Annotated in this window: 27 protein-coding genes and 2 tRNA genes; 18 read left to right on the forward strand and 11 right to left on the reverse strand. The window is 68.4% G+C overall.

Translation table 11 applies throughout. The annotated features are described in order from the left end of the window. Positions 1-4 precede the first annotated feature (4 nt). Complete coding sequence (locus tag EV655_RS15835) at positions 5-502, forward strand: TRAP transporter small permease subunit (RefSeq protein ID WP_132546340.1); 498 nt, start codon at positions 5-7, stop codon at positions 500-502. Continuing rightward, positions 499-2,049, forward strand: coding sequence for a TRAP transporter large permease (locus EV655_RS15840; protein ID WP_207901997.1), 1,551 nt, complete (start codon positions 499-501; stop codon positions 2,047-2,049). Before EV655_RS15835 ends, EV655_RS15840 begins: the two co-directional genes overlap by 4 nt. Before the next feature lie 16 nt (positions 2,050-2,065). Here EV655_RS15840 and iolB read toward each other — a convergent pair whose 3' ends face one another. The 9 genes from iolB to EV655_RS15885 form a co-directional block, all read right to left on the reverse strand. Continuing rightward, entirely contained in the window at positions 2,066-2,875 is an 810-nt protein-coding gene (iolB, locus tag EV655_RS15845) for a 5-deoxy-glucuronate isomerase (protein ID WP_132546341.1), read from the reverse strand. Continuing rightward, positions 2,872-3,786 carry a myo-inosose-2 dehydratase gene (gene iolE / locus EV655_RS15850; RefSeq protein ID WP_132546342.1) on the reverse strand — a complete coding sequence of 305 codons (915 nt, stop codon included), beginning with the start codon at positions 3,784-3,786 and terminating at the stop codon, positions 2,872-2,874. The genes iolB and iolE overlap by 4 nt, the downstream gene beginning before the upstream one ends. Further along, positions 3,783-5,606 (reverse strand): 3D-(3,5/4)-trihydroxycyclohexane-1,2-dione acylhydrolase (decyclizing), encoded by a 1,824-nt coding sequence (gene iolD, locus EV655_RS15855; protein ID WP_132546343.1) that lies wholly within the window; start codon positions 5,604-5,606, stop codon positions 3,783-3,785. Before iolD ends, iolE begins: the two co-directional genes overlap by 4 nt. Then, entirely contained in the window at positions 5,603-7,513 is a 1,911-nt protein-coding gene (locus tag EV655_RS15860) for a bifunctional 5-dehydro-2-deoxygluconokinase/5-dehydro-2-deoxyphosphogluconate aldolase (RefSeq protein ID WP_132546344.1), read from the reverse strand. Before EV655_RS15860 ends, iolD begins: the two co-directional genes overlap by 4 nt. Then, positions 7,513-8,514 (reverse strand): inositol 2-dehydrogenase, encoded by a 1,002-nt coding sequence (iolG, locus tag EV655_RS15865; protein ID WP_132546345.1) that lies wholly within the window; start codon positions 8,512-8,514, stop codon positions 7,513-7,515. The genes EV655_RS15860 and iolG overlap by 1 nt, the downstream gene beginning before the upstream one ends. After that, entirely contained in the window at positions 8,511-9,305 is a 795-nt protein-coding gene (locus EV655_RS15870) for an ATP-binding cassette domain-containing protein (RefSeq protein ID WP_132546346.1), read from the reverse strand. The genes iolG and EV655_RS15870 overlap by 4 nt, the downstream gene beginning before the upstream one ends. A 1-nt stretch (position 9,306) precedes the next feature. Then, on the reverse strand, positions 9,307-10,416 hold the full coding sequence (locus tag EV655_RS15875) for an ABC transporter permease (RefSeq protein ID WP_132546347.1): 1,110 nt from the start codon (positions 10,414-10,416) through the stop codon (positions 9,307-9,309). 68 nt (positions 10,417-10,484) lie between these two features. Then, positions 10,485-11,399 (reverse strand): sugar ABC transporter substrate-binding protein, encoded by a 915-nt coding sequence (locus EV655_RS15880; protein WP_132546348.1) that lies wholly within the window; start codon positions 11,397-11,399, stop codon positions 10,485-10,487. A 130-nt stretch (positions 11,400-11,529) separates the two neighbouring features. After that, a complete protein-coding gene (locus EV655_RS15885; RefSeq protein WP_132546349.1) occupies positions 11,530-12,345 on the reverse strand; it encodes a MurR/RpiR family transcriptional regulator in 816 nt (271 codons plus the stop codon). An 85-nt stretch (positions 12,346-12,430) separates the two neighbouring features. Between EV655_RS15885 and EV655_RS15890 the strand changes: the two genes are divergently transcribed. The 6 genes from EV655_RS15890 to EV655_RS15915 all read left to right on the forward strand — a co-directional run bounded on the left by EV655_RS15890 (position 12,431) and on the right by EV655_RS15915 (position 18,462). Further along, positions 12,431-13,555, forward strand: coding sequence for a Gfo/Idh/MocA family protein (locus tag EV655_RS15890; RefSeq protein WP_132546350.1), 1,125 nt, complete (start codon positions 12,431-12,433; stop codon positions 13,553-13,555). A 116-nt stretch (positions 13,556-13,671) separates the two neighbouring features. Beyond that, on the forward strand, positions 13,672-13,890 hold the full coding sequence (locus tag EV655_RS15895) for a DUF1127 domain-containing protein (protein WP_132546351.1): 219 nt from the start codon (positions 13,672-13,674) through the stop codon (positions 13,888-13,890). A gap of 54 nt (positions 13,891-13,944) precedes the next feature. Then, positions 13,945-14,018 (forward strand) — tRNA-Gly (locus EV655_RS15900). A gap of 106 nt (positions 14,019-14,124) precedes the next feature. After that, a complete protein-coding gene (locus tag EV655_RS15905) occupies positions 14,125-15,918 on the forward strand; it encodes an ABC transporter transmembrane domain-containing protein (protein ID WP_132546352.1) in 1,794 nt (597 codons plus the stop codon). Between the two features lie 81 nt (positions 15,919-15,999). Continuing rightward, positions 16,000-16,428 (forward strand): peptidoglycan-binding protein LysM, encoded by a 429-nt coding sequence (lysM, locus tag EV655_RS15910; protein ID WP_132546353.1) that lies wholly within the window; start codon positions 16,000-16,002, stop codon positions 16,426-16,428. A 138-nt stretch (positions 16,429-16,566) separates the two neighbouring features. Beyond that, complete coding sequence (locus tag EV655_RS15915) at positions 16,567-18,462, forward strand: acyl-CoA synthetase (protein WP_132546354.1); 1,896 nt, start codon at positions 16,567-16,569, stop codon at positions 18,460-18,462. A gap of 105 nt (positions 18,463-18,567) precedes the next feature. Here EV655_RS15915 and EV655_RS15920 read toward each other — a convergent pair. Beyond that, positions 18,568-18,642, reverse strand: a tRNA-Thr gene (locus EV655_RS15920). 88 nt (positions 18,643-18,730) lie between these two features. Between EV655_RS15920 and EV655_RS18750 the strand changes: the two genes are divergently transcribed. The 3 genes from EV655_RS18750 to EV655_RS15930 are packed head-to-tail and all read left to right on the forward strand — an operon-like array spanning position 18,731 to position 20,639. After that, positions 18,731-18,886: a hypothetical protein gene (locus EV655_RS18750; RefSeq protein WP_165905375.1), complete on the forward strand. Its 156-nt coding sequence runs from the start codon at positions 18,731-18,733 to the stop codon at positions 18,884-18,886. Next, positions 18,886-20,154, forward strand: a complete 1,269-nt coding sequence (murA, locus tag EV655_RS15925) for a UDP-N-acetylglucosamine 1-carboxyvinyltransferase (protein WP_132546355.1) — start codon at positions 18,886-18,888, stop codon at positions 20,152-20,154. The genes EV655_RS18750 and murA overlap by 1 nt, the downstream gene beginning before the upstream one ends. Beyond that, a complete protein-coding gene (locus EV655_RS15930) occupies positions 20,151-20,639 on the forward strand; it encodes a DUF2948 family protein (protein ID WP_132546356.1) in 489 nt (162 codons plus the stop codon). The genes murA and EV655_RS15930 overlap by 4 nt, the downstream gene beginning before the upstream one ends. A gap of 22 nt (positions 20,640-20,661) precedes the next feature. Here EV655_RS15930 and EV655_RS15935 read toward each other — a convergent pair whose 3' ends face one another. After that, the gene (locus EV655_RS15935; protein ID WP_132546357.1) at positions 20,662-21,036 is read right to left on the reverse strand and encodes a c-type cytochrome; all 375 of its coding nucleotides are present in this window, start codon (positions 21,034-21,036) and stop codon (positions 20,662-20,664) included. A 228-nt stretch (positions 21,037-21,264) separates the two neighbouring features. On the opposite strand from EV655_RS15935, the gene hisD reads away from it, so the two are divergent. From hisD to infA, 7 genes are all read left to right on the forward strand, one after another. Then, a complete protein-coding gene (gene hisD, locus EV655_RS15940; protein ID WP_132546358.1) occupies positions 21,265-22,575 on the forward strand; it encodes a histidinol dehydrogenase in 1,311 nt (436 codons plus the stop codon). Continuing rightward, entirely contained in the window at positions 22,572-23,057 is a 486-nt protein-coding gene (locus EV655_RS15945) for a UPF0262 family protein (RefSeq protein WP_132546359.1), read from the forward strand. The genes hisD and EV655_RS15945 overlap by 4 nt, the downstream gene beginning before the upstream one ends. A gap of 1 nt (position 23,058) precedes the next feature. After that, positions 23,059-23,526 (forward strand): arsenate-mycothiol transferase ArsC, encoded by a 468-nt coding sequence (locus EV655_RS15950; RefSeq protein ID WP_132546360.1) that lies wholly within the window; start codon positions 23,059-23,061, stop codon positions 23,524-23,526. Then, positions 23,523-23,918, forward strand: a complete 396-nt coding sequence (locus EV655_RS15955) for a ketosteroid isomerase-related protein (RefSeq protein WP_132546361.1) — start codon at positions 23,523-23,525, stop codon at positions 23,916-23,918. Before EV655_RS15950 ends, EV655_RS15955 begins: the two co-directional genes overlap by 4 nt. After that, on the forward strand, positions 23,915-24,502 hold the full coding sequence (locus tag EV655_RS15960) for a GNAT family N-acetyltransferase (protein ID WP_132546362.1): 588 nt from the start codon (positions 23,915-23,917) through the stop codon (positions 24,500-24,502). The genes EV655_RS15955 and EV655_RS15960 overlap by 4 nt, the downstream gene beginning before the upstream one ends. Next, on the forward strand, positions 24,499-25,392 hold the full coding sequence (locus tag EV655_RS15965; RefSeq protein ID WP_132546363.1) for a carbon-nitrogen hydrolase family protein: 894 nt from the start codon (positions 24,499-24,501) through the stop codon (positions 25,390-25,392). The genes EV655_RS15960 and EV655_RS15965 overlap by 4 nt, the downstream gene beginning before the upstream one ends. Positions 25,393-25,460: 68 nt before the next feature. Then, positions 25,461-25,679, forward strand: a complete 219-nt coding sequence (gene infA / locus EV655_RS15970) for a translation initiation factor IF-1 (protein ID WP_037209844.1) — start codon at positions 25,461-25,463, stop codon at positions 25,677-25,679.

A 25,679-nucleotide genomic window follows, 5' to 3' on the forward strand; every position in this document is an offset into this window, starting at 1 on the left:
CGGCATGGGGCGCGTCGCGGACATTCTGGACGGCATCAACCGGGGGCTGGCGCTGGGCCTGCGCTGGCTGGCCGTCGCGATGGTCATGGTGCAGTTCGCCATCGTGGTCGGCCGCTACGTCTTCGGCGTGAACTCGATCGCGGTGCAGGAAAGCGTGCTCTACCTGCACGCGACGCTGTTCATGCTGGCCGCGGGCTACACGCTTCTGGTGGACAAGCACGTGCGGGTAGACGTGTTCTACGCCAGGGCCAGCCCCGGGGCGCGGCGGCGGATCGACATTTTCGGCCACGCGGTGCTGCTGTTGCCGTCGATGGCCGCACTGCTCTACTGGTCCTGGCCCTCGGTGCGGAACTCGTGGAGGATCCTCGAAGGCCCGATCTCGGTCGGCGGCATCGAGGCGGTGTTCCTGATGAAATCGCTGATCCCGGCCTTCTGCATCCTCGTGATTCTGCAATCGCTGGCGATCCTGATCCGGCTTCTGCGGCCGGGGGCGCGCGCGTGACGGAGTATCTCGACCTCGTGATGTTCGCGGCGCTGATGGGGGCGATCCTGCTGGGCTTTCCGGTGGCGTTCTCGATCGCGGGCGTGGCGATCCTGTTCGCCTATCTGGGCTGGGCGCTGGGGGCGATGGACATCTCGCTGTTGGGCGCGCTGGGGCAGCGGGTGTTCGGGCTGTTGTCGAACCAGGTGCTGATCGCGATTCCGCTGTTCGTACTGATGGGCGCGGTGCTGGAGAAAAGCCGCATCGCCGAGGAGTTGCTCGACACGATGGGGCGGGCCTTCGGCGGCTTGCGCGGGGGGCTCGGCATCTCGGTCGTTCTGGTGGGCGCGCTGCTCGCGGCCTCGACCGGGATCGTCGGCGCGACGGTGGTGGCGATGGGCATGATCGCGCTGCCGACCATGCTGCGGGCGGGGTATGACGCGCGGGTGGCCTCGGGGATCGTGTGCACGGCGGGGACGCTGGGGCAGATCATACCGCCCTCCACGCTGCTGATCATCCTGGCGGACGTGATGTCGAACGCCTACCAGCAGGCGCAATACGAACAGGGCCGCTTCGCGGTCGAGGCGCTGTCGGTCGGCCAGTTCTTCGCCGCCGCGCTGCTGCCGGGGCTGGTGCTGGTCGCCCTCTACCTGCTCTACATCCTCGCGCGTGGCCTGATACGTCCGGCCGACATGCCGCCCGCGGCGCTGGGGCAGGCGCGGCCCGGCGGGGCCGAGATGCTGCGGGCGATCCTGCCGCCCGTGCTGCTGATCTTTGCCGTGCTGGGGGCGATCCTCGGCGGCGTCGCAACGCCCACCGAGGCGGCGGCGGTCGGTGCGATCGGTGCGCTTCTGATGGCCGGGCACCGGGCGGGGCAGAACCGGCGGCTGATCCTGCTGGGCGCGGGCGCGCTGATCGCGCTGGGCGTCCTTGCGGGGCTGTTCCCGGTGCGGCTCCAACGCAGCGACCTGGGGCCGGTCGAGATCGCGGCGGGGATCGGCTACGGGGTGCTGACGGCGCTGGGGGCGCTGGGCATCCTGCTTGCGCTGCGCGGCACGTTGCGGGGACGCATGCTGCACGAGGCCACGCTTTCGACCATGACCATGACCGCGATGATCTTCGCCACGATCCTGGCGGCGGGCATGTTCTCGCTGGTCTTCATCGGCCTGGGCGGCGAGGAACGGGTGGCGGCGATCCTGTCGGCGATGCCTGGCGGCGCGACCGGCGCGCTGGTCTTTGCCATGGCGTTCATCTTCGTGCTCGGCTTCTTCCTCGATTTCGTCGAGATCGCGGTGATCGTGCTGCCGCTGGTCTCGCCCAGCCTGATCCTGATGGGGCATGATCCGATCTGGCTGGGCGTGCTGATCGCGATCAACCTCCAGACCAGCTTCCTGACGCCGCCCTTCGGGTTCTCGCTGTTCTACCTGCGCGGCGCCGCGCCGCCTGAGGTCTCGACCGCCCAGATCTATCGCGGCGTCGCGCCCTTCATCCTGTTGCAGGTGCTGGGCGTGGTGATCGTCTGGCTGATGCCGCCCATCGCGACCTGGTTGCCGGCGGCGGTGTTCTGAGCCGGGCGGCGGCGGGTCAGGCGCTGTCGCGCTGGTAGATCCAGTCGTGGTCGGGATGGTTCCGGAACCGCCATTTCCGCAGCGGCCCGGCCATCACGTTCAGGTAATACATCTCGTAGCCGTAGGGCGCGCCGCAGGGGTGATGCCCGCGCGGCACCAGCACCACGTCGTGATCCGAGACCGCCATCGTCTCGTCCAGCGTGCCGTCCTCGGTGAACACCCGCTGGATGCCGAAGCCCTGGGTCGGGTTCAGCCGGTGGTAGTAGGTCTCTTCCAGGTAGGTCATGGCCGGGTAATCGTCCTCGTCATGCCGGTGCGGCGGATAGGACGACCAGTGCCCCGCGGGCGTGAACACCTCGGTGACCAGCAGGCTGTCGGCCACGTCGCGCTCTTCCATCGCGATGGCGTTGATGTGGCGTGTGTTGGTGCCCTTGCCGCGGGGGGTCAGCGTTATGCCCGCGGGGCCGATGACCTGCGCCGAGTGCCCGCCCTTGCCGGGCGCGGTGCAGACGGCCAGCGTGCAGGGCGTGGTCGCGGTCGCGCGCCACTCGGCCCCGTTCGGCACGTAGACGCAGTGCGGCGGGGTCTTTTCGAAGACGTCCATCCGGTCGCCCAGCTCGCCGAAGTCGCGGCCGCCGCCCGCGACCGCCGCCTTGCCCTCGACAAGCACCAGGATCGCCTCGCGATCACCCGTCGCCTCGGCCGCGGTTTCGCCGGGCGCGAGCCGCCAGAGGTCGAAGCCCACATAGGACCAGCCCGCATCGGCCGGCGTGATCGCATGGACCTTGCCCGACAGGCCCACCGGTTTTCGCAACAGCCCGCTCATGCCGCGCCCTCGCTCAGCAATCCGGTTTCGGCGGCCAGCGCCTTCAGCGTCCGCAGCCCCATCGACTGGTAGGTGACCGGGTCGCGCACCTCCGGGTCCTGCTCGGCTTCGATCACGATCCAGCCGTCATAGCCCGCCTGGGCCAGCACCGAAAGGCAGGGGCCGAAATCGACGCCACCCTCGGGATCGCCCGGCACGGTGAAGACGCCGCGGCGCACCCCTTCGAGGAAGCTCAGCCCCTGGGCACGGACCTCGGCCATGATCGCAGGCCGCACGTTCTTGGCGTGGACATGGGCCACCCGGTCCGCGTGGCGGGCGAGCCAGGGCGCCGGGTCCACCCCGTTGCCGCCGAAAAAGAAGTGCCCCGTGTCGAACAACAGCTTCGTCGCCGGGCCGGTATGGGACATGAAGAGGTCGAGTTCGGCGGGCGTCTCGACCACGGTGCCCATGTGGTGGTGATAGACCAGCGGCACGCCCTCGGCCGCGCAATGGCGGGCCAACGCCTCGACCTTGGCGCCGAATTCGGGCCAATCCTGGCGGGGCAGCACCGGCGCGGCCGAGAGCGGCACCGCGTCGTTCCCATGGATCGCGTTCGAGGTCTCGCAGGCGATGCAGACGCTGCAGCCCATCGCCTTGAGCCGGTCGAGATGGGGCTGGATCCGCGCGATCTCTTCCTCGGCGGAGTGCCTGAGCAGGTTCAGCGAATACCAGGCCGAGACGAAGGCCAGGCCATGGGGCGCGAGCACGGCGCGAAGGTCCGCCGCGTCCCACGGGAACTTGTGGCCATTCTCGATGCCGTCAAAGCCGATCCGGGCGGCGTCGGACAGGCAGGTCTCCAGCGGGATATGCGCGCCGAGGCTCTGGTCGTCGTCGTTCGACCAGGCGATCGGGTTGGTGCCGAAGCGGATCATGGGCGCTCCTTCAGATGCGCCTCGTAGGCGGCGCGGGCCTCGTTGACCGCCGCACGGGGGCTGACCTCGGGGACAGCGACATCCCACCAGTGCCCGCCATGGGGCGTGGACGGGTAGGGGTCGGTGTCGGTCACCACGACAAAGGGGCCGTCGGCCGCCTTCGCGCGGGCCAGCGCCTCTTCCAGCTCGGCGATGCTGCCGACATGGACCGCCGCCGCGCCCATCGCCGCGGCATGCGCGGCGAAGTCGATATTGGCCGGGCTCTCGTGCACGGCGTGGTCCAGCAGGTTGTTGAACTCGGCCCCGCCGGTCGCCATCTGCAGCCGGTTGATGCAGCCGAAGCCGCGGTTGTCGGCGATCACGACGGTGATCCTGATGCCCATCATCACGGCGGTCGCAAGCTCGGAATTCATCATCATGTAGCTGCCATCGCCCAGCACGCAGACCACGTCGCGGTCGGGCTCTGCCATCTTGATGCCCATGGCGCCCGCGATCTCGTAGCCCATGCAGGAATAGCCGTATTCCATGTGGTAGCTGCCGGGGCGGCCCGCCTTCCACAGCTTGTGCAGCTCGCCCGGCATGGTGCCCGCGGCGCACATCACGACCGTTTCGGGGCCCGCGGCGCGTTGCACGGCGCCGATCACCTGTTGGTCGGTGGGCAGCGCGTTGCCCTCGGGCGGCGGGTCGGTCAGCGGGTCGACCCGGGCGAACCAGTCGGATTTGAGCGCCGGGTCCGGGGGCGCGGCCCGGAACTCGCCCAGTGCGCGACCCAGCGCCGCCAGCCCGTCCCGGGCGTCGCCGCAGACCGGCAGCGCGCCGTGCTTCACCGCGTCATAGGCATTCACGTTCAGGCTGATCAGCCTGCGGCCGGGCGCCTTGAACAGCGCCCGGGACCCGGTGGTGAAATCCTGGAAGCGGGTGCCGACGCCCAGGATCACGTCGGCGGTTTCGCAGACCGTGTTGGCGGGCTCGCCCCCGGTGACGCCCACCGGGCCGAGGTTCAGCGGGTGGTCCCAAGGCAGCGCCGATTTACCCGCCTGGGTCTCGACCACGGGGATGCCGTGGGCGGTCGCGAAGGTGTCGAGCGCCATGTGGGCCTCGGCGTAGTGCACGCCGCCGCCCGCGACGATCACCGGGCGTTTCGCGGTTTCAAGGACTGCCGCGGCGGCCTCGATCTCGGCGGGGTCGGGCTGGGGGCGGCGGATGCGCCAGACCTGTGGCGCAAAGAAGTGCTCGGGCCAGTCATGCGCCTCGGCCTGCACGTCCTGGCAGAGCGCCAGCGTCACGGGGCCGCAGTCGGCCGGGTCGGTCATCACGCGCATCGCCCGGGGCAGGGCGGTCAGCAACTGCTCGGGCCGGGTGATCCGGTCGAAATAGCGGCTGACGGGGCGGAAGCAGTCGTTGACGCTGACCGTGCCGTCGGCGAAATCCTCGATCTGTTGCAGCACCGGGTCGGGGCCGCGGCCCGCGAACACGTCGCCCGGCAGGAACAGCACCGGCAGCCGGTTCACATGGGCGAGCGCCGCGGCCGTGACCATGTTGGTGGCCCCCGGCCCGATCGACGAGGTCACCGCCATCGCCCGGCGGCGGCGCAGCTGTTTCGCATAGGCGATGGCGGCATGCGCCATGGACTGCTCGTTATGGCCGCGCCATGTGGGCAGGGTGTCGCGCGCGGCATAAAGCGCCTCGCCCAGCCCGGCGACGTTGCCATGGCCGAAGATCGCCCAGACGCCGGCGAGGAAGGGTGCGCCCTCCTCGGTCATCTGTGCGGAGAGGTAGCGGACCAGCGCCTGCGCGGCGGTCAGTCGGATCGTGGTCATGCGGCCTCCGATGCGGCGGCGCGCGCCTCGTCCCAGGCGCGGCAGAGGGTGCGGTAGTTGCGGGCCATCAGCGCGACGGCCTCGGCCTCGGTGATGGTGCCCGCCATGAAACGATCGGCCGCCTCGGCGAAGATCGTGCGGCCCACGGCGAAACCCTTGACCAGCGGGAAGCGGGCGGCGCTGCGGAAGCTTTCGGCCAGGCTTTCGGCATCTTCGCCAAGGCCGAGGACCACGATGCCGCGGGTATGGGGGTCGTGCGCTTCGATGGCGGCGCAGGCCGCGGCCCAGGCGGCGTCCGAGCGCATCGGCTCCAGCTTCCACCAGTCGGGGAAGATGCCCGCGCCGTAGACCCGGGCGATGACGCGGGCGGTGGTGTCGTCGGCCATCGGCCCGGCCCGGGAGGGGATCACTTCCAGCAGGAAGTCCAGCCGGTTGCGGCGGCAGGCGGCGAAGAGCCGGCGCAGCGTCTCTTCCTGGTCGGCCCACATCGCCGCGTCGTCGTCGGGGTGGCAGAAGCATAGCACCTTGACGACGTGTTCGGCGGGCCATTCCGACAGGCCGCCGAAATCGGCGCCGAGCTCGGGTTCCAGCCGCAGCGGCCGCGAGCCCGGCCATTCGACGGGGCGCCCGATCCACAGCCCGCGCCCTGCGGCGGCGAAAAGCGCCTCGCGCCCCAGGCGGCCGTCGCACAGAAGTCCATGGCCGGGGGCGCCGCCGGCCACCTCGGCACAGGCCTGAAGGCACAGCGTCTTGAACGCGCCGATCTTGGCGGGCGTGGCGCCGGGGATGTCCTCCAGCTGCTTGCGGTGATCGAAGGCGAAGACGCGCAGGTCGGGCCAGTCGCGCTTGCGCGTCGTGGCCCAGTGCACCTGTTCCAGATCGGCATCGTGACGCAGCGCCTTGTCCCGGATTCCGCGCCGAAGGAAGAATTGCAGTTCCGTCCAGCTGGGATAGGCCGGAGCGCAGCCATGGCGGCTGACGGCAAAGGCGCCGCAGGCGTTCGCATAGGTCAGCGCGGTCGGCCAGTCGGCCCCGTCGAGCCAGCCCCTCAGCAGGCCGGACATGAACCCGTCGCCCGCGCCGAGCACGTTGAACACCTCGATCGGGAACCCGGGTCCGGTTTCGCCGTTGTCGAGACTGTCGGGGATGGCGCCGGTGAACGCCACCGCGCCCATCGGTCCGCGCTTGCAGACCAGAGTGGCGCCCGTGACCGCGCGGACGGCGTTCAGCGCCGCCAGCGTGTCGGTGCTGCCGCCCGCGATGTGGAATTCCTCTTCGGTGCCCACGATCAGGTCGAAGAGGGGCAGCGTCGCCTGCAGCCTGGCGGTTACCGCGGCGCTTTCGATGAAACGCTCCTCGCCCGAGCCGTGTCCCGCGAGCCCCCAGAGGTTCGGCCGGTAGTCGATGTCAAGGGCGGTGCGCGCGCCGCCCTCGCGGGCCAGCCGCAGCGCCTTGAGCACCGCGGCCTCGGTGCGCGGGTGCGACAGGTGCGTGCCGGTCGACACCACGGCACGGGCGCGGACGATGAAATCCGGGTCGATATCGGCCTCGCACAGGCCCATGTCGGCGCAGTTCTCGCGGTAGAAGATCAGCGGAAAGCGGTGCTCGTCGCGGATGCCGAGGATCACCAGCGCGGTCAGCCGCTCGGGGTCGGTCTTGACGCCCGTGGTGTCGACCCCCTCGCGCGCCAGTTCCTCGCGGATGAAGCGGCCCATGTGCTCGTCGCCGACCCCGGTGATGACCGCAGATTTCAGCCCCAGCCGGGCGGTGCCGACCGCCATGTTGGTGGGCGAGCCGCCGACATACTTGTCGAAGCTGCGCATGTCCTCGAGCCGCCCGCCGACCTGCCCGCCGTAAAGGTCGACCGACGACCGCCCGATGGTGATCAGGTCGAGATCCCGCGCCATCAGAGCACCTCGGCGACCTTGACCGCGCGCCCCTCGCGTGCCGAGACCAGCGCCGCCTCGGCCAGCGCCAGCGCCATCAGCCCGTCCTCGCCGGTGGTGGGCGGCGGCGTGCCGTCGCGGATGCAGGCGACAAAGGCCGCGATCTCGGCGGCGTAGGCGGCGGTGTAGCGGTCCATGAAGAAGTTCAGCAGCGGCGGGCGGGCATAGCCCGTGGCGGTCGCGACCTCGATCCGGGCCGCGTGCGGGTTCTCGGCCGCGACGGCGCCCTCCGAGCCCAGCACCTCGATCCGCTGGTCGTAGCCATAGGCGGCGCGGCGCGAGTTCGAGATCGTGGCCTGCCGGCCGCCGGCCGTGACGAGGATGACGTTCGCGCTGTCGTAATCGCCCAGCTCGCCGATCTTCGGGTCGACCAGCACCGAGCCCTGGGCGAACACCGTCTCGACGGGCTCGTCGAGCAGCCAGCGGGCGATGTCGAAATCGTGGATCGTCATGTCGCGGAAGATGCCGCCCGAGCGCTCGATATAGGCATGGGGCGGCGGGCCGGGATCGCGCGAGGTGATCGCCACCATCTCGACCGTGCCGATGCGGCCCGCGTCGATCGCGGCCTTGAGCGCGCGGAAATCGGGGTCGAAGCGGCGGTTGAAACCGACCATCAGCGTCGTGCCCGTCTCTTCGACCACCTTCAGGCAGGCCTTCACCCGGTCGACCGACAGGTCCACGGGTTTCTCGCAGAAGACCGCCTTGCCCGTGCGGGCAAAACGTTCGATCAGGTCCGCATGGGTGTCGGTCGGCGTGCAGATCGCCACCGCGTCGATATCGTCCGCGGCCGCGATCTCGTCGATGATCCGCACCGCGCAGCCGTGGCGGTCGGCGACCGCCCGGGCCACCTCGGCGACCGGGTCGGCCACGGCCACCAGCGTGGCCCCCGGCACCGAGGCGATGGCCGCCGCGTGGACTTGCCCGATCCGGCCCGCCCCCAGAACCGCGATCCTCACGCTCATACCGTTCCTCCCAGGGACCCTTCGAGTTCCGCCATTTCCTGCCCGCCGGCCATCAGGTCCTGCAACTCGTCCGGCGTGATCTGGCCGCGCTGGGCGGTGCCCAGCGTCTTGCCGCGGTTCAGGACCGTGAAGCGGTCGCCCACCGCCATCGCGTGGCGCACGTTGTGGGTGATGAAGACCACCGCGACGCCCTGCTTGCGCACCTTGTCGATGGTGGCCAGCACGTTCGCCGTCTGCCGCACCCCCAGCGCCGAGGTCGGCTCGTCGAGGATCAGCACCTTGGCGCCGAAATAGACCGCCCGCGCGATGGCCACCGTCTGCCGTTCGCCCCCCGACAGCGTGCCCACCGCCTGGTCGGGGCCGCGCAGGTTGATGCCGAGCCGCCGCATTTCCTCCATGGTGACGCGGTTCGCCGTTTCGGTGTCGAACCGTTTCAGTGGCCCCCAGCCCACCGTCGGCTCGCGCCCCATGAAGAAGTTCCGCGCCACGCTCATCAGCGGGATCATCGCGAGGTCCTGATAGACCGTGGCGATGCCCGCCTCCATCGCGTCGCGCGGGCTGTCGAAACTCATCGGGCGGCCCTGGAAATGGATGCTGCCCGCGGTCGGCTTGTGCACGCCCGACATCGTCTTGATGAAGGTCGACTTGCCCGCGCCGTTGTCGCCCAGCAGGCAGTGGCATTCGCCGGGGGCGACGTCGAAGGAGACGCCCGCCAGCGCGATCACGTTGCCGAAATGCTTTTCGATGTTCTCCATGTGGAGGATCGGTTCGTGGGTGGTGCGCGTGTTCATCTCAGCGCTCCCCGGTGACGCGCTTGCGGATCATGTTGTTGAACAGCACCGCGATCAGCAGCATGCCGCCCAGGAAGACCAGGTACCAGTCCTGGTCGATATTCGTGTAGGTCAGCCCGATCAGCACCATGCCGAAGATGATCGCGCCGAAGAACGCACCGATGGCCGAGCCGTAGCCGCCGGTCAGCAGGCAGCCGCCGATGACGGCCGCGATGATCGCCTCGAACTCCTTCTGAAAGCCGCGGCGCGCGTCGGTCGAGCCGCTGTCGAGCACGGTGATGATGGCCACCAGCGCCGCGCAGGCGGCGGTGAACATGAACAGCGTCAGCTTGACCCGGCGCACGGGAACGCCCGAGTTCGACGCCGCGGTCGCATCGCCCCCCGATGCGAAGATCCAGTTCCCGGCAGCGGTTTTCAGCAGGATGTAGGTCGCCACCAGCGCCACCGCGATGAACCACAGGATCTCGACCGGGATGCCCTGGACCTTGGGCATGCCGTTCTTGAACGTGTCGATCAGCCCGGCCTCGGCCAGCATCACGAACAGGCCCGGGAAGGCGTCGCCCGAGAAGAGCGGGGCCAGCACATCGCCCTCGACCGCGTCGCGCACGCCGCGCAGCTGCGTCGAGCCGTCGGTCGCCCATTTCAGGCCCACCAGCGACAGCCCACGATAGATGAACAGGAAGGCCAGCGTCACGATGAAGGAGGGCAGGCCGGTCTTGAGCACGATCTGCCCGTTGAACGCCCCGCAAAGTGCCGCGAAGGCCAGCGTCAGCGGGATCGCCAGGATCAGCGGCATCCCGAAGGTCACGACGCAGGCCCCGAAGACCAGCCCCGCGAAAGCCACCATCGAGCCGACCGACAGGTCGAACTCGCCCCCGACCATCAGCATCGCGGCGCCGATGGCAAGGATGCCGAGCTGCGCTGCGGGGCTGAGGAAGTTCAGCACGCCGGCCAGCGTGAACATCGCGGGATCGGCCACGATCAGGAAGAATACCGTCACCAGCACGACCCCGGCGATGGCGCCGAGTTCGGGGCGCTTCATCAGGCGGGCCAGGAACGGCTCGGTCTTCAGGCGCTCGTCGGCGCCCGTTGGTGCGCTGTCCGCGGGCATCGGTCTCCTCCCTCGCTTGCGATGCCGGGGCGGCCGGCGTGCGGCCGCCCCCGTTCACGCCGCACCGATCAGCGGATGCCCTGAGCCGACAGTTCGACCACCTGGGCGGCCTTGTCGGCGGTGATCAGGTTCGGCCCCGAGGGCACGTCGCCGCCCGGGATCAGCCCGTATTGTGCATGCAGGTTCAGGAACACGACCGGCAGGTAGCCTTGCAGGAACTGCTGCTGGTCGATCGCGAAGGCGGCGTCGCCATCGGCCACCATCTGCAGGAACCCGGCCGACATGTCGAAGGTCGCGACGTTCACCTCGTCCCGGCCTGCGGCCTTGACCGCCTCGGCCGACGGCTCGCCCGCCAGCGACGCGCCCAGCGCCATCACCGTGTCGATGTCGGGGTCGGAGTCGAGGGCAGCGCGTACCTTGGCCGCGACCTCGGCTGGGTCGTTGGTGGTGGGCAGGACGGTCGTCTCTCCGCCGAAACCTTCGGCGAAGCCCTCGCAGCGCAGGTCGAGCGAGACATTGCCGACCTCGTGGTTCACGCAGATCGCCTTGGTGCCGCCCATCTCGGCCAGTCTGGCGCCCGCGGCCTTGCCCGCGTCGAACTCGTCCTGGCCGACATGCAGCAGCGCGCCCAGGCCCCTGGCGACATCCGCGCCCGAATTCATCGAGATCACCGGGATGCCGGCCGCGACCGCCCGTTCGATCGACGGGCCCAGCGCGTCGGCATCGGGAATCGAGACCACCAGCCCATCGGGTTCCTGGTTCACGGCGGCGTCGATGAGCTGGCCCATCGCGACCATGTCGAAGGTTTCCGGTGCGCGGTAGTCGACATTGGCGCCGGTATCGGCGGCGGCCTTGTCGACGCCGTTCTTGACCACCGACCAGAATGGATCGTTGGCCTGGCCATGGCTGACCACGATGATGTCGGCGGCAAAGGCCGGCGCGGCAATGGCGACCGCGGCCAGCGGTGCAAGGATGCGGTTCATGTTGTCCTCCCTGATAGATCCCGGTCCGGCGGCGTACCGTCGGCCGACGCGAGTCCGTTCGTTGTCGAATCGAATTCATCGCGTGGAAAAATAATGGAATTAAAATTCTATTTCTGTCAATCCAGCACGATTAGTCCAGCATCTTCGCGCCAGAGGCGACTGCCAGCGTGGTGGCCAGCGCGAGCGTTGCAGACAGCGCGCGGAACGCGCCGAAGTCGACCTCGCGCACCATCAGGCTGATCGCGTCAAGCTGCATCAGGGGGCTGAGCGCGGTATCGGTGATCGCCACCACGGGCACGCCCCGGGCGGTGCAATGCTCGGCCAGGTCCACCGTTGCCGCGCTGTAGGGGGCGAAGGTGATGGCGATCAGCGCGTCGCCCTCGCGCACCGCGTGGCGCGCATCAAGGTTCGCGGTGCGGCTGTGCAGCATTGCGGGCCGCTCCATCTTTTCGAAGGCATAGGCCAGGTAGGCGGCGACCGGAAAGGCGCGCCTGAGCCCGGCCACATGCACCGTCCGCGCCTCGGAGATCACTTTCACCGCCCGGTCAAGCTGGCGTGAATCAACATTGGAAACAAGGGCTTCCAGAGATCTTGTCCCGGCCTCGGCGAATTCCGCCAGCAGCGCCGAGGGACTGCCCGCGCCACTGTCGCGCAGGCCCTTCAGCCGCTCGCGGTAATCGGGCCATGCCGCGGTGAGGCTGTCGCGGAACAGCTTCTGCATCTCGGAATAGCCCGAGAACCCCATGAGCTGGCAGAACCGCATCACCGCCGAGGGCTGCACGCCCGCTGCCGCCGCGATCTCGGCCACGGTCGAGACCGCGATCCGGTCGGTATGCGCGGCCAGGTATTCCGCGCATTGCCGCAGCCGCTTTGGCAGCCCCTCCTGGATCTCGAGCAGCCGATCGTGGAACCCCTCGACGCTGCGGGGGGCAGGGCGCTGGCGCATGGAGCCTCCAATCCGTGTTGACGGAACGATTGCGAAATATCATAGAAATGATGGAACAAATAATCCATCAAGGGAAGGGCCAACCATGACGGCGCTGGGGATCGGGCTGATCGGCACGGGCTTCATGGGCAAGACGCATGCGCTGGCGTTCCGGTCGGTGCGCGCGGTGATGGGTGACGTGCCGGAGGTGCGGCTGGAGTGCCTGTGCGACACGCCCGCCGACAAGGCAGCCCGGTTCGCCGCGCAGTTCGGGTTCGTCCGCGCCACGGCCGACTGGCGCGAGATCGTGGCCGATCCCGCGATCGACATCGTGTCGATCACCACGCCGAACAACCTGCATGCGGAGATGGCGATCGCCGCGCTGCAGGCGGGCAAGCATGTCTGGTGCGAAAAGCCGATGGCGCTGACGCTGGCCGATGCGGAACGGATGGAGGCGGCCGCGCGCGCCGCGGGCCGGATCACGCTGGTCGGCTACAACTACCTGCACAACCCGGCGATCCTGCATGCGAAACGTCTGGTCGGGGCGGGTCGGATCGGCCGCGTCGTGCATGTTCGCGGCTGGGTGGACGAGGATTACCAGGCCGATCCCGACCTTCCCTGGACCTGGCGCGCACGGCTGGCCGATGCGGGGCTGGGGGCGCTGGGCGATCTGGGCTGTCATCTCGTGTCGCTGGTCCTTGCCCTGGCGGGGCCGATCGAAAGCCTGATCGCCGACACCCAGATCGTGCATGCCGACCGTCCGCTGGCGGATGGGTCGGGCCGCGCTGCGGTCGAGAACGAGGACACCGCGACCGCGATCCTGCGGTTCGCGAACGGTGCGCAGGGGTCGATCTCGGCCTCGCGTTCGGCCTGGGGGCGCAAGAATCGGCTGGATGTCGAGGTGCACGGCACCAAGGGGATGATCGCCTTCGCGCAGGAGCGGATGAACGAGCTTCAGCTTTACGTCAACGAGGGACCGAAGGCCGAGCAGGGCTTTCGCACCATCCTGACCGGCCCCGAGCACGCGCCCTATGGCCGCTTCGTGCCCGCGCCCGGCCACCAGCTTGGCTTTCTGGATCTCAAGACCATAGAGGCGGCGGAACTCCTGCGTGCCATCGCGGGCGGGCGCGTGGCCCATCCCGGCTTCGCCCATGCCCTGGGGATCGAGCGCGTCATCCACGCCATCGCCCAAAGCGGGGCTGAGGGCGGCCGGCGGGTGACTCTCGGCTGAAATCCGACCGCGTTTCGCGCCATGCGGGTGCTGCATGGCGGCATTTCCACGGTGGTCATTGTGCGGGTGCAGAAAACGTCTATCTCTCGGCCGCAACCCGATACTGGAGAGATATGATGTCCTTCGTGACCCATGCGTTCACGACCCGCGGCGGAGTCGCCGACAAACTTTCGCGGACGGCCAATGCCCTGCATGGCTGGGCGCGGTTCTACGCCGCCCGTCGCGCCACCTTTCACGAACTGTCGGCGCTGAGCGATCGGGAACTCGACGATCTCGGCATCGGCCGCGGTGACATCGCCCGCATCGCTGTCGAATCCGCGCGCCGGATCCGATAGGACGCCGACATCCGGCTTGACCGTCGCGCGGACGTGCCCTAGTCACGGACACACGCGGGTATAGCTTAATGGTAAAGCCCCTGCCTTCCAAGCAGGCTATGTCGGTTCGATTCCGTCTACCCGCTCCAGCCCCGTCCCGCCCCTGGCCGTCCCCGGCGCCGTGAAATCGGCGCCTGCGGCTTGTTGTCCCTGCCGTCCGGCCCTACAACACCCCGGAACAAGCAGGAGCGAACGATGCCCCCAAGGGCGAAGCTGGACGAAGAGCGCGCGAAATCGAAGCGGATCGGGGCGCTCAAGGCGCTTTGGCCCTTCGTCACGCCCTACAAGGGGATGCTGGGCGCCGCGTTGACGGTGCTGGTGCTGACGGCAGCGGTGTCGCTGGTCCTGCCCGTGGCGGTGCGCCGCGTGGTGGATGCGTTCGAGACCGAGGCCGCTGCCCTTCTGGACAGCTATTTCGCGGCGGCGCTGGCCATTGCGGGGCTGCTCGCACTGGGTACGGCGCTGCGCTATTACCTTGTCACCCGGCTGGGCGAACGGGTGGTGGCCGACATCCGCACCGCCGTCTTCGACCGCATGATCGGGATGAGCCCCGCCTTCTACGAACGGACCATGACCGGCGAGGTGCTTAGCCGGATCACCACCGACACCACGCTGATCCTGTCGGTGATCGGGTCTTCGGTGTCGGTGGCGCTGCGCAACGTGCTGATCTTTTTCGGCGGGCTGGTGCTGATGCTGGCCACCTCGGCCAAGCTGACCAGCGCGGTGCTGGTCCTTGTTCCCGCGGTGATCGTGCCGATCGTACTGCTGGGCCGGAGGCTGCGGCGGTTGTCGCGCGAGAATCAGGACTGGATCGCGGTGTCGTCCGGCAACGCCTCCGAGGCGTTGCTGTCGGTGCAGACGGTGCAGGCCTTCACCCACGAGGCGGCCAGCCGCAGCACCTTTCACGACGTGACCGAGAAAAGCTTTGTCGCCGCGAAACAGCGGATCGGCACGCGCGCGGTAATGACCGTGATCGTGATCTTCCTGGTCTTCGCGGGCATCGTCGGCGTGCTGTGGGTGGGCGCGCGGGACGTGCGCGCCGACGCGATGACGGTGGGTGAACTTGTCCAGTTCGTGATCTACTCGGTGATGGTCGCGGGCGCCGTGGGCGCGATGACCGAGGTCTGGGGCGAGTTGCAGCGCGCTGCGGGGGCAACCGAACGCCTGGTGGAACTGCTGACCGCCGAGGACAGCGTCAATGACCCCGCGCGCCCCGTGGCGCTGCCCGCGCGCATCCGTGGCGACATCCGGTTCGACAGCGTGCTTTTCCACTATCCCTCGCGCCCGGGCATCGCGGCGCTTGACGGGGTGAACCTGCATGTGCGGCCGGGCGAGACCGTGGCGCTGGTCGGTCCCTCGGGGGCGGGAAAATCCACGATCATCCAGCTTCTGCTGCGGTTCTACGATCCGCAGGGAGGGCGCATCCTGCTGGATGGGGTGGATCTGCGCGACACCACGCGGGCCACTTTCCGCCACCACATCGCGCTGGTGCCGCAGGACCCGGTGATCTTTGCCGCCACCGCGCGCGAGAATATCCGTTTCGGCCGGCCCGAGGCGACCGATGCCGAGGTCGAGGCCGCCGCCCGGGCTGCGGCTGCGCACGATTTCCTGACCGCGCTGCCCGATGGCTATGAGACCTATGTGGGCGAACGCGGCATCATGCTGTCGGGCGGGCAGAAGCAGCGCATCGCCATCGCCCGCGCGATCCTGCGCGACGCGCCGGTCCTGCTGCTGGACGAGGCGACCTCGGCGCTGGATGCGGAATCCGAACGCGCCGTCCAGCACGCGGTCGATGAATTGGCGGCAACGCGCACCACGCTGATCGTGGCGCACCGGCTGGCCACGGTGAAGAAGGCCGACCGCATCCTCGTGTTTGATGCGGGCCGGGTTGTCGCCGAGGGCACGCATGAGGCGCTGGTCGCCCAGGGCGGGCTTTACGCGCGCCTTGCCCGGCTGCAATTCACCGATGGCATCGAAAGCGCGGCCTGAGCCGCGGCGTTTTCGTTTGCTTGTTGCAGAACCCGGTCTAGGCTGCGGCATCGTTAACGATTGTCGCGGAGGACGACAGAGATGGGTTTGTGGAAATTCATGAAGAACGCGGGCAAGAAGCTCAGCGGCCGCGCCGAGGCCGCCGAGGCCCCCAGCGCCGAGGAACTGAGCAAGGAGATCGCCGATCTCGGCCTTGATGCCGAGGGACTGGAGATCGAGGTCGAGGGCGACAAGGTCAAGGTCAAGGGCACGCCAAAGAGCCAGGAGGCCAAGGAAAAGGTCATGCTGGCGGTCGGCAACATCGACGGCGTGGCCGAGGTCGAGGACGAGGCTGGCGGTGCCGATCCTGTTTTCCACACTGTCGTCAAGGGCGACAGCCTGTGGAAGATCGCCGAGAAGACCCTGGGCAACGGCGCCCGCTACACCGAGATCTTCGAGGCCAACAAGCCGATGCTGACCGATCCCGACAAGATCTATCCCGGCCAGGTGCTGCGCATCCCGCAGGACTGAGGGCAAGAACCGTCCGCCGTTTGACGTCGCGTTGACGGTGTCGCGCGACATCTTGCGGCGAACGGATTTTGCGGCCATCCTCACCTTCCGACAGGGAGAAGAGGGACCGGCAGGAACGGTTCCCTGGGAGGAGCGACGATGGCAGCCTATGCCTCACGCGCCGATCGCGACGCGATCGAGGCCGAGTCCGTCTGGAACGACCGCCAGCTGCCGCGGAGCATCCACGAATTCGTGAGCGCGACCGCCAGGGCACATCCTTCCCGCCCGGCGCTGTCGTTCCAGTTGTTGTCCGATCCCGGGGCTCCTGCCGAAACGCTGAGTTGGCGCGAGCTTCACGCCCGCGTTACCCAGGCGGCGAACCTTTTCCGCCGTCTCGGCGTGCAACAGGACGACGTCATCGCCTATATCCTGCCCAACTGCACCGAGACGGCGGTGACGTTGCTGGGCGGCGCCGTGGCCGGGATCGTCAACCCGATCAACCCGCTTCTCGAGGCCGAACAGATCGCCGCGATCCTGCGCGAGACCGGGGCCAAGGTTGTGGTCACGCTGAGGACGTTCCCCAAGACCGATGTGGGCCAGAAGGTCGCCGAGGCGGTGCGCCACGCGCCCTGCGTGGACACGGTGCTCGAAGTGGACCTGCTGCGCTATCTGACCGGGATCAAGAGGCTGATCGTGCCGCTGATCCGGCCCAAGAACCCCGACAACCACCACGCCGACCTGATGGATTTCCACAAGGAACTGGCGAAGGAACGCGCCGACGGGCTGGACTTTGCCGACCACACCGAGGACCGGATCGCCGCGCTGTTCCACACCGGCGGCACCACGGGGATGCCCAAGATCGCCCGGCACACGGTTTCGGGGATGGTCTATAACGGCTGGCTGGGCCATCGTCTGCTGTTCTCGGAACAGGACACGCTGATCTGCCCCTTGCCGCTTTTTCATGTCTTTGCGGCCTATCCGGTGCTGATGTCGGTGATCGCCGCGGGCGCGCATGTCGTGCTGCCCACGCCCGCGGGCTATCGGGGCGACGGTGTCTTCGACAATTTCTGGAAGCTGATCGAGCGTTGGGGTGTGACCTTCGTCATTACCGTGCCCACCGCCATCGCCGCGCTGATGCAGCGCAAGGTGGACGCCGATGTCTCGACCCTGCGCTACGCGTTCTCGGGCTCGGCGCCGTTGCCCATCGAGCTTTACAACCGCTTTGAAAAGGCCACCGGCGTCACGATCTGCGAGGGCTACGGGCTGACCGAGGCGACCTGCCTCGTGTCGATCAACCCGCCGGACGGGGCCAAGAAGATCGGCTCGGTCGGGTTGCCGTTTCCCTATACCCAGGTGCGCATCCTGAAATGCGATGCCGAGGGCAACGTGATCGCCGAATGTGACATCGACGAGGTGGGCGAGATCTGCGTGGCCAATCCCGGCGTGCTCGCGGGGGCGACCTATACGGATGCGTCCAAGAACCTTGGGCTCTACGCCGACGGCCAGTTCCTGCGTACCGGCGATCTGGGCCGGTTCGACGCCGATGGCTATCTCTACATCACCGGCCGCGCCAAGGACATCATCATCCGGGGCGGCCACAATATCGACCCCGCCGAGATCGAGCAGGCGCTGGCCGGCCACCGCGACGTGGCCTTCGTGGGTGCCATCGGCCAGCCCGACGCCTTTGCGGGCGAACTGCCCTGTGCCTATGTGGAACTGGTGCAGGGTGCGACCGCCACGCCCGAGGACCTGCTGGACTATGCCCGCGTCCATATCCACGAACGTGCCGCGATCCCCAAGCATGTCGAGATCCTGGACGAACTGCCCAAGACCGCGGTCGGCAAGGTGTTCAAGCCAGACCTCAGGAAGCGCGCGATCCAGCGGGTCTATGATGCCGCGCTGTCCGAGGCGGGGCTGGCCGTACGGGTCGCCGAGGTGGTCGAGGACCGCAAGCGCGGCCTCGTCGCCCATCTCGAACGGCAGGGGGGCGAAGACGACGCGGCGGTGCGCCATGTGCTTGGCAATTTTACCGCGCCGTGGGAATGGAGGCAGTGAGGCCCGCGCCAAAGCTGCAACGCTAGCGGCCCGTGCACGCGAAACTCGCACGGATCGGGTGCGCGTGACAACATCAAGGGGATCGGTCTTTGCCGGGTGCCGCAATGGTGCCGCAGGGGAGGATTGAACTCCCGACCTCACCCTTACCAAGGGTGCGCTCTACCACTGAGCTACTGCGGCCGTCGCGTGGGCGGCTGATTAGACGCAATCGGGTTCCGACGCAAGCGCTATCTGGACGCTTTTTGGCCCCTGCGGTAGAGAGGGTTCCATGAACGGAAAATCCCCGAAAACGGGTGCGGACAAGGCGGCTGCGCCGCGCGAGGACCGCCTCAAGCAGGCGCTCAAGGCGAACCTCGCCCGGCGCAAGGCGCAGGCGCGGGCCCGCGGTGCCGCCAGCGCCGCCGGGCAGAAAGAGCAGGGCTGATGGACCAGATACTGATCCGGGGGGGCGGGCCCCTTCATGGCGACATTCCCATCGCGGGGGCCAAGAACGCCTGCCTGGCGCTCATGCCCGCGACGCTGTTGACCGATGCGCCGCTGACGCTGACAAACACGCCCCGACTGTCGGACATCCGCACCATGACAACGCTGTTGCAGTCGCTGGGCGCCGAGGTTTCGGCGCTGCACCGGGGCAAGGTGCTGGCGCTGTCGTCGCACGACCTGACCGGCACCCGGGCGGACTATGACATCGTGCGCAAGATGCGCGCCTCGATCCTGGTGCTTGGGCCGCTGCTGGCGCGCTGCGGGCAGGCGCAGGTCTCGTTGCCCGGCGGCTGCGCGATCGGCGCGCGGCCCGTGGACCTGCACCTTGGCGCGCTCGAGGCGCTGGGGGCCGTGCTCGATCTGCGCGATGGCTATGTGCATGCCAAGGCGCCTGGGGGGCTGAAAGGCGCGGTGGTCGCGTTTCCCAAGGTCTCGGTCGGCGCCACCGAGAACGTGCTGATGGCGGCGACGCTGGCACGTGGCACCACGGTGCTGAAGAACGCCGCGCGCGAGCCCGAGATCGTCGATCTTGCCCGCTGCCTGCGCGCGATGGGGGCGCAGATCGACGGCGAGGGCACCGATACAATCACCATCGACGGCGTGGCGGCGCTAGGGGGCGCCACCCACCAGGTGGTGACCGACAGGATCGAGCTGGGCACCTACATGCTGGCCCCCGCGATCACCGGGGGCGAGGTGACCTGCCTCGGCGGGCGGCTGGAACTGGTGCGGGCCTTTGCCGACAAGCTGGAAGAGGCGGGGGTCTCTTGCGAGCAGACCGAACGCGGCATCCGCGTCGTCCGCCGGAACGACCGGGTGAACGCGGTCAATGTCCGGACCGAGGCGTTTCCGGGCTTTCCCACCGACCTTCAGGCGCAGATGATGGCGCTCTTGTGCACCGCCGAAGGCGTCAGTGAACTGGAAGAGACGATCTTCGAGAACCGCTTCATGCATGCGCCCGAACTGGTGCGGATGGGCGCGCGGATCGAGGTTCAGGGCGGCACCGCCCGGGTGACGGGGATAGAACGGCTGAAGGGCGCGCCGGTGATGGCGACCGACCTGCGGGCCAGCGTGTCGCTGATCCTTGCCGCGCTGGCGGCCGAGGGCGAGACGGTGGTCAGCCGCGTCTACCATCTGGACCGCGGCTACGAGAAGGTGGAACAGAAACTCGGCGCCTGCGGCGCCCATATCGAGAGGGTGGGGGGGCAATGACCGGGCCGCGCGACGCGCGTTTTGCCGAAGGGGCGGAACAACCCCTGCACCTGCTGGCGGTCGCGCCCGACGATCTGGGCGTGATTTCGGCGCTGGTGCAGGATGCGGTGCTGCCCGCAACCGAGATGCGCTGGGACCGGCGCGGGCGGCGCCTTGCGCTTTTGCTGAACCGGTTCCGCTGGGAAATCCGCGACGCGGCCGAGCGTCACCACCGCAGCTACGAGCGCGTACAATCGGTGCTGACCGTCGAGGATGTGCGCCTTGTGGCCAGCCAGGGCTTTGACCGGCGCGACCCGGAACTGGTGCTTTCAGTACTGTCGATCGCGTTCGAGCCGGGCGAGGACGGCGCCGGGCGGGTGATCCTGACGCTGGCGGGCGATGGCGCCATCGCGATTGATGTCGAATGTCTCGAGGTGACGCTGCATGACGTCACCCGGCCCTACGAGGCGCCGTCGGGCAAGGCGCCGCACCATCCCGAGGATTAGCGCGGCGCCTGGTCTTCATGTGTCATTCCTGGATCGACTCCAGGTAATAGGCGATCGACAGGACTCGCCCGCGCACGATGACCTCGGCGCCGTAGTCGCCCATTCCGCCCACCAGCGGCGTCTTGAACAGATCACCCCAGATCGGCATCGGCTCGCCATGGCTGCGCACGCCGGTCCGCCCGTCGATGATCTGGATCACCTGGAGCATCGGGAACGCGCCGTCATTCTCGGCCGACAGGCGGTTCAGCCCCGGAACGGGGATCGTCAGGAATTCGGCGATCGGCCCCTGGCCGAGACCGCTTTCGCCATGACAGGACGCGCAGGCCCGCATGTATTCCGCCTTGCCGGTCTCGTCGGCCGGCGCGGGCCCGGCGGCAAGCGCCGCTGCGGCCAGGATCGCGAGGGTCTATGTTGCCTTGATCATCGGTCATCCTCCTTCGTTTCCGGATGCGAAGTCCCGCCCCCTTGCGGGCCCGCGCGCGCAACAGCCAGAGCCTAGGGCCCCGTTCGCGCGGCGCGCATTGACGGGGCGCAACGCAACGGTGCGGCCGGCATCCCTATTGGGGTGTTCCCCCTGCGCGGAATTGCCGTTACACACGGGCGCGACAGGCTCACGGGGGACGACATGCCGGTATTCCTGGACAGCACTTCTGCGACCTTCGAGGCGGAGTTCGCCGCGCTTCTCGGCGCCAAGCGCGAGGACTGCCCCGATGTGGATGCCGTCGTCTCCGAGATCATCGCCGACGTGCGCGCCATGGGCGACGCCGCGCTGATCGAACTGACCGCGCGCTTCGACCGGCTGGCGCTCAGCCCGGCGACGCTGGCCTTTTCCCAGGACGAGATCGACAGGGAATGTGCCAGGGTGCCGACGGCAGAACGCGCGGCACTGGAACGCGCCGCCGAGCGTATCCGGGCCTATCACGTCCGCCAGATGCCCGAGGACGTGCAATGGACCGACCCCGAGGGTGCGACGCTGGGCTGGCGCTGGACGCCGGTCTCGGCGGCGGGGCTCTACGTGCCGGGGGGGCTGGCAAGCTATCCGTCCTCGGTGCTGATGAACGCGATTCCGGCGCAGGTGGCGGGCGTCGAACGGCTGGTGATCTGCGCGCCCACGCCCGATGGCAAGTCCAACCCGCTGGTCTTGCTGGCGGCCCGGCTGTCAGGGGTTGATACCGTCTACCGGATCGGCGGTGCGCAGGCCATCGCGGCCATGGCCTATGGCACGCAGACGATCCGGCCCGTCGACAAGATCACCGGCCCCGGCAACGCCTATGTGGCGGCGGCCAAGCGGCGGGTGTTCGGCAAGGTCGGTATCGACATGATCGCGGGGCCGTCGGAAATCCTGGTGATCGCGGACCGCGACAACGATCCCGACTGGCTGGCGCTCGACCTGCTGTCCCAGGCCGAGCATGACGAAAGCGCCCAGTCGATCCTGATCACCGACGACGCCGCGTTCGGCCGGGCGGTGGCGGCGGCGGTGGACAGGCGGCTGGAAACGCTGGAACGCCGCACGATCGCCGGGGCAAGCTGGCGCGACTATGGCGCGGTCATCACCGTGCGCGATCTGACCGAGGCGGCCGAGCTGTCGAACCGCGTGGCCCCCGAGCATCTGGAACTCTGCGTGGCCGATGCCGACGCGCTGGCCGCCCGGATCACCCATGCCGGCGCGATCTTCCTCGGTCCATGGACGCCCGAGGCGATCGGCGACTATATCGGCGGGCCGAACCACGTGCTGCCGACCGCGCGCTCGGCCCGCTTTTCATCCGGCCTGTCGGTTCTGGATTTCATGAAGCGGACAACCGTCGCCCGCATGACGCCCGAGGCGCTGAAGGCGATCGGCCCCGCCGCCGAGACGCTGGCCATCTCGGAAAGCCTCGAGGCGCATGGCCTGTCCGTCCGTGCCCGGCTTGACCGGCTGAACGAGGAAAGCGCATGAACACCGCGCGCCTGATCCATGTCGAACTGGACGACACGAACCTGCCGCCCCCCACACCCGAGATCGAGCAGGAACGCAAGGTCGCGCTGTTCGACCTGATGGAGGACAATTCCTTCGCGCTGCCCGGCCGCGATGACCGGTCCGCGCCCGCCGGACCCTACCGGCTGGTGCTGTCGATCCGGGAAAAGCGGCTGGTCTTCGACGTGAAGACCGAGGCGGGTGATCCGGCGGCCGAGTTCCACCTGTCGCTGTCGCCCTTCCGGCAGGCGGTCAAGGATTACTGGCAGATCTGCGAAAGCTATTTCGAGGCGGTCAAGCGCCTGCCCCCCAGCCAGATCGAGGCGATCGACATGGCCCGGCGCGGCATCCACAACGAGGGCGCGCGGCTGCTGCAGGAACGTCTCGACGGCAAGGCCGAGCTTGACATCGACACCGCCCGGCGCCTCTTCACCCTGGTATGCGTCCTGCATTTCGGGGGTTGAGGTGGCCGGCACGATCCCCTCGTCGGTGCTGTTCTGCTGCGATCACAACTCGGTCCGCTCGCCGATGGCCGAGGGGATCATGAAGAAATTCTATGGAACCGACACCTATGTCCAGTCCGTGGGGGTCAGGAACGACCGCGAGGTGGACGGTTTTTCCGTCGCCGTCTGCGAGGAGATCGGCGTCGAGATCGACCGCCACCAGGCGCGGTCCTTTGACGAGATGGAGGAATGGGGCGATGACCTGTCGAGCTATGACCTGATCATTGCCATGTCGCCCGCCAGCCTGCGCCGGGCGCAGGAGTTGACGCGCTACTACCATCTCGACGTGGAATACTGGCCGGTGCTGGACCCCACCGGCCTGGGCGAGACCCGGGCCGACAAGCTGGCCGCCTATCGCCAGACCCGCGACCAGATCGTCGAGCGGCTGATCGGCCGCTTCGGTCCGCCAACCCAAGGGAGCAAGCCATGAGCCGCGACGCGATCGACCGCTATTTCGCCGCCTTCAACGCAGGCGACATCGACGCCATGCTGGCGGAACTGTCCGAGGACGTGGACCACCACGTCAACGAGGGCGTGATCCGCCGCGGCAAGCCCGCCTTTGCGGAATTCTGCGCGCACATGTCCCGCTGCTACCGCGAGACCCTGACCGACATGGTGATCTTCGCCAATGACGACGGCACGCGCGCCGCCGCCGAATACGTGGTGAACGGCACCTACCTGGAGACCGACGAGGGCCTGCCGCCCGCGCGCGGCCAGACCTACCGCCTGCCGGCGGGGTCGTTCTTCACGCTGAAGCACGGCAAGATCGCGCGCGTGACCACCTATTACAACCTTGCCGACTGGCTGCGGCAGGTGAAATGACGCTGGACTTCCGCACCCTCACCGGCGCGGAAGTCGAGGCCGCCCTCGACGACCTGGCCGCCCTGCGCATCCGGGTGTTCCGCGACTGGCCCTATCTCTACGACGGGGATCTGGCCTATGAACGGCGCTATCTTGCGACCTACCGCGACAACCCACGCGCGATCCTGGTGGCGGCGTTCGACGGCGGCCGGATCGTCGGCGCCTCGACCGGCACGCCGCTGGAAGACCACGCCGACGATTTCGCCGCGGCCTTCGCGGGCACGGGCTATGATCTTGCCCAGGTCTTCTACTGCGCCGAAAGCGTGCTCTTGCCCGAATATCGCGGGCAGGGGGCGGGGCATGCCTTCTTCGCCGCGCGCGAGGCGCATGGCCGCAGGCTCGGCCGCCGGTTCTGCACCTTTTGCAGCGTGGTCCGCCCCGCTGACCATCCGCTGAGGCCAGCCGACTACCGTCCGCTCGACGCCTTCTGGAAGAAGCGCGGCTATGATCGACTCGACGGCGTCGTGGCGCAATTCGCCTGGAAGGACATCGACCAGCCCGCCGCCACACGTCACGACCTGCAATTCTGGATCAAGCCGCTATGAGGATCGCCGCCGCCGCGTACCCGATCGACTGGCACGACAGTTGGGCCAGCTACGAGGACAAGCTGTCGGGCTGGGTGGCCGAGGCGGCGGGGCAGGGGGCGGATCTGCTGGTCTTTCCGGAATACGGCGCGATGGAACTGGCCTCGCTTGCCGGGCCGGATGCGGCGGGCGATCTGGAACGCTCGCTCAGGGTCGTGTCCGACCTGATCGAGGCGGCCGACGGGCTGCACGCCCGGCTCGCGATGTCGCACGGGGTGCATATCCTTGCCGCCAGCGCGCCGGTCTGGTGCGGGGAACGCCCCGTGAACCGGGCCCGGTTCTTCGGGCCAAGGGGCCAGACCGGCCATCAGGACAAGCAGATCATGACCCGCTTCGAGCGCGAGGTCTGGGACGTGCGCCCGGGTGGGCCGCTGACGCTGTTCGACACCGCGCTGGGTCGGATCGGGGTGCTGATCTGCTATGATTCCGAATTCCCGCTGCTCGGCCGTGCCCTTGTCGCGGCCGGGGCCGAGATCCTTCTGGTGCCGTCCTGCACCGACACGCTGGCGGGGTATTGGCGGGTGCGCGTGGGCGCCATGGCCCGCGCGCTGGAGGGGCAATGCGTCGTGGTGCAGGCGCCCACCGTGGGCCCGGCCGCCTGGTGCCCCGCGGTCGATGAAAATGCCGGTGCCGCAGCGATTTACGGCCCGCCCGACCTCGGTTTCCCGCCGACCGGCGTGCTGGCCGAGGGCGCGCCGAACGCCCCCGGCTGGACCTATGCCGAGGCCGACCGGGCCGCCATCGAACGGGTCCGTACCGAAGGCGCGGTCCTGAACCTCGCCCACTGGCCCGAGCAGGACGCCCGCACCTTCCCGGTCGTTTCGTCACCATTCGATGCATTTACGGCTTGAAATATTGATTAATCAGGAGCATCTACTTGGCGCCCGCGACATGGCGGGTAACATGAGATGGAGTGTTCATGGCCAAGGAAGAAATGCTCGAATTCCCTGGTGTCGTGAAGGAACTCCTGCCGAACGCGACATTCCGGGTCGAGCTTGAAAACGGCCATGAGATCATCGCGCACACGGCAGGCAAGATGCGCAAGAACCGCATCCGCGTTCTGGCCGGCGACCGGGTGCAGGTCGAGATGACCCCCTATGATCTGACCAAGGGTCGGATCAACTACCGCTTCAAGTAA

Source organism: Rhodovulum euryhalinum, from assembly GCF_004342445.1.
Taxonomy (GTDB): Bacteria; Pseudomonadota; Alphaproteobacteria; order Rhodobacterales; family Rhodobacteraceae; genus Rhodovulum; species Rhodovulum euryhalinum.

Excerpts from the sequence above, each read along its gene's own strand:
- EV655_RS15860 (WP_132546344.1), bottom strand. The coding sequence starts at position 7,513 with ATGGCGCGGGATCTCGACCTGATCACCATCGGGCGGTCGTCGGTCGAC.
- iolB (WP_132546341.1), bottom strand. The coding sequence starts at position 2,875 with ATGAGCGGGCTGTTGCGAAAACCGGTGGGCCTGTCGGGCAAGGTCCAT.
- EV655_RS15955 (WP_132546361.1), top strand. The coding sequence starts at position 23,523 with ATGAGCCGCGACGCGATCGACCGCTATTTCGCCGCCTTCAACGCAGGC.
- EV655_RS15960 (WP_132546362.1), top strand. The coding sequence starts at position 23,915 with ATGACGCTGGACTTCCGCACCCTCACCGGCGCGGAAGTCGAGGCCGCC.
- EV655_RS15905 (WP_132546352.1), top strand. The coding sequence starts at position 14,125 with ATGCCCCCAAGGGCGAAGCTGGACGAAGAGCGCGCGAAATCGAAGCGG.
- EV655_RS15930 (WP_132546356.1), top strand. The coding sequence starts at position 20,151 with ATGACCGGGCCGCGCGACGCGCGTTTTGCCGAAGGGGCGGAACAACCC.
- hisD (WP_132546358.1), top strand. The coding sequence starts at position 21,265 with ATGCCGGTATTCCTGGACAGCACTTCTGCGACCTTCGAGGCGGAGTTC.
- infA (WP_037209844.1), top strand. The coding sequence starts at position 25,461 with ATGGCCAAGGAAGAAATGCTCGAATTCCCTGGTGTCGTGAAGGAACTC.
- EV655_RS15915 (WP_132546354.1), top strand. The coding sequence starts at position 16,567 with ATGGCAGCCTATGCCTCACGCGCCGATCGCGACGCGATCGAGGCCGAG.
- murA (WP_132546355.1), top strand. The coding sequence starts at position 18,886 with ATGGACCAGATACTGATCCGGGGGGGCGGGCCCCTTCATGGCGACATT.
- EV655_RS15875 (WP_132546347.1), bottom strand. The coding sequence starts at position 10,416 with ATGCCCGCGGACAGCGCACCAACGGGCGCCGACGAGCGCCTGAAGACC.
- iolD (WP_132546343.1), bottom strand. The coding sequence starts at position 5,606 with ATGACCACGATCCGACTGACCGCCGCGCAGGCGCTGGTCCGCTACCTC.
- EV655_RS15870 (WP_132546346.1), bottom strand. The coding sequence starts at position 9,305 with ATGAACACGCGCACCACCCACGAACCGATCCTCCACATGGAGAACATC.
- EV655_RS15835 (WP_132546340.1), top strand. The coding sequence starts at position 5 with ATGGGGCGCGTCGCGGACATTCTGGACGGCATCAACCGGGGGCTGGCG.
- iolE (WP_132546342.1), bottom strand. The coding sequence starts at position 3,786 with ATGATCCGCTTCGGCACCAACCCGATCGCCTGGTCGAACGACGACGAC.
- EV655_RS15945 (WP_132546359.1), top strand. The coding sequence starts at position 22,572 with ATGAACACCGCGCGCCTGATCCATGTCGAACTGGACGACACGAACCTG.
- EV655_RS15895 (WP_132546351.1), top strand. The coding sequence starts at position 13,672 with ATGTCCTTCGTGACCCATGCGTTCACGACCCGCGGCGGAGTCGCCGAC.
- EV655_RS15885 (WP_132546349.1), bottom strand. The coding sequence starts at position 12,345 with ATGCGCCAGCGCCCTGCCCCCCGCAGCGTCGAGGGGTTCCACGATCGG.
- lysM (WP_132546353.1), top strand. The coding sequence starts at position 16,000 with ATGGGTTTGTGGAAATTCATGAAGAACGCGGGCAAGAAGCTCAGCGGC.
- EV655_RS15965 (WP_132546363.1), top strand. The coding sequence starts at position 24,499 with ATGAGGATCGCCGCCGCCGCGTACCCGATCGACTGGCACGACAGTTGG.
- EV655_RS15890 (WP_132546350.1), top strand. The coding sequence starts at position 12,431 with ATGACGGCGCTGGGGATCGGGCTGATCGGCACGGGCTTCATGGGCAAG.
- EV655_RS18750 (WP_165905375.1), top strand. The coding sequence starts at position 18,731 with ATGAACGGAAAATCCCCGAAAACGGGTGCGGACAAGGCGGCTGCGCCG.
- iolG (WP_132546345.1), bottom strand. The coding sequence starts at position 8,514 with ATGAGCGTGAGGATCGCGGTTCTGGGGGCGGGCCGGATCGGGCAAGTC.
- EV655_RS15880 (WP_132546348.1), bottom strand. The coding sequence starts at position 11,399 with ATGAACCGCATCCTTGCACCGCTGGCCGCGGTCGCCATTGCCGCGCCG.